Source organism: Oligoflexus sp. (assembly GCF_035638955.1).
Lineage (GTDB): Bacteria > Bdellovibrionota_B > Oligoflexia > Oligoflexales > Oligoflexaceae > Oligoflexus.
Map to the genome: position 1 here is coordinate 1 of NZ_DASQYZ010000460.1, position 1723 is coordinate 1723.

The following is a 1723-nucleotide window of genomic DNA, read 5'->3' on the forward strand; positions in this document are numbered from 1 at the left end:
GATCGATGTTGCGCTATTGCCAGTTGTGGTGGTTGTACTCTTTGCATTTACATTGGCGCCTGTTGCGGTCGTCGTTGCCGTTGCAGAATTCCCACCTGTTTGGGATTGCGAGCAGGTTGCCGCAGAGTTGGCCGTTGTTTGGGCGGAGGCTGCCGTGTTCTGTCCCTGAGCAGAAGAGTTGGCGTTATTACTCCCTGTCTGACTAGAAGCCGCAGAATTGCCAGGAGACGGCGTGCCTCCGCAAGGGCCGCCACTTGCATTTGGGGAATTGCTCGCGAGGATGGGGCCGGTGGAAGTTCCAGAAGGGTTTGACGGCGCAGGTGAGGTCACAGGGTTGCTCGCTACAGGCCCTGATGCAGGATTTCCGGAGCTTGCAATGCTGCCAGAAATAGGCGGGTTCAAACTCGCCAAATCGAAACGGACTCGTGTTCTATGGGCTTTTGTCAAATGGCCCGATGTGACGGCGGTTTTTGCCACGGCAATTAAAGCGGTCGCAGTTCCGACCGCATTCAGTTCAACTTTTTCCACTGCGACCTCACTATTCAGCATCGTGAGGTTCACCGTGTTCGCTACCGACGTCCAGGAATTCGAGCGCGGATCGGGAGTCTTAAGCAGCAACTTGCCATCCAACACTTGATAGCTGCTGCCTCCTACTGCCTGAAAAGAGTTGTTTGTCACCTTGACCGCAGCAATGCCGGAACTATCAACTTGTAAAAGGCTTTTTGTCCGCGCCAGCGCGGATTCGTTGGCCTGTTTGCTTATCGAATCGAGACTCCGCCCCAGGACTTCCATTCGCATGTTATCAGTTTTCTTGTGATCGCTAAGGACATAGATACCCAGAACTGCCATGAGTCCGAACACGGAAGCCAAGCTCGCATTTCCAGTCTCTAACCTTGAAAATTGCATGGAACCTCCTCATCTGAAGCTCATCGGATTTTATAAAGAACACCTTCAATTCCGCGATTTTTTGCCATGATAATAGCAATTTCACTCTGCGATCAAGAGGAGGGCGATGCCTGCCGCATTAAGACGGCACAGAGTCACGCGCTGTATGCGAATTTCGCTCCGCTTTTGAAGCAGGATCTTTTGATTCATAAGAGGATGGAACATTGGATACGGGACTACCCTAAACCTTCACGCGGAATCGAGGGTCACCTTGATCCGGATTATCCTCACAGAATTCAAACGGATACAGTCTCTAATATTAGTGGCCAAAACAGCAGTCAAGGCAACCCGCATTTGCACCGATGGAGACGGCGAACAACAAGGGTATTTCCATGAAAATTACGCACGATCATGAGGCCGGATTTTCGATCGTGTCCGTGCTGGTGGCACTGGCCCTTATTTCGCTTATCGCCGTAACCGCAGGTCAAGCCTTTATAAATTCCATGCGGGCCCGAGCCAAGCTTGCCACAAAACTCAATTTTGAAGAGGTGAACCAGTCCCTTCTCAAGATCATGAAGAATCTAGGCAGGAATCCCCCAAGCTCAGGCTGCTTTACCGCCTCGAATATCGCCCAGACGATGGCTGCTTATCCTTTTGTCAATCTTAGCCCACAGGTGACAACAGGCCTCACGCCCCCACAATTGGCGGCTGTATCTGCGCCACGTCACGACTTTGTTGCCACAGCAATCCAGCGCTGCCAAACTTCGAAGTTCATTGGCAACCCGACCAGCTCAGCCGATAGCACGATGTATTTCTGCGTGCGTTTTCAGCAGGACCT

Annotated in this window: 2 protein-coding genes; one reads left to right on the top strand and one right to left on the bottom strand. The window is 51.9% G+C overall.

Going from position 1 to position 1723, the window contains the following annotated elements:
- Positions 1-906 (bottom strand): hypothetical protein (locus VE954_RS37810; protein ID WP_324962935.1); only part of this gene is annotated, 906 nt, incomplete at its 3' end.
- A gap of 371 nt (positions 907-1277) precedes the next feature.
- Between VE954_RS37810 and VE954_RS37815 the strand changes: the two genes are divergently transcribed.
- Positions 1278-1723: type II secretion system protein (locus VE954_RS37815; protein WP_324962937.1), on the top strand; the 446-nt coding region annotated here is incomplete at its 3' end.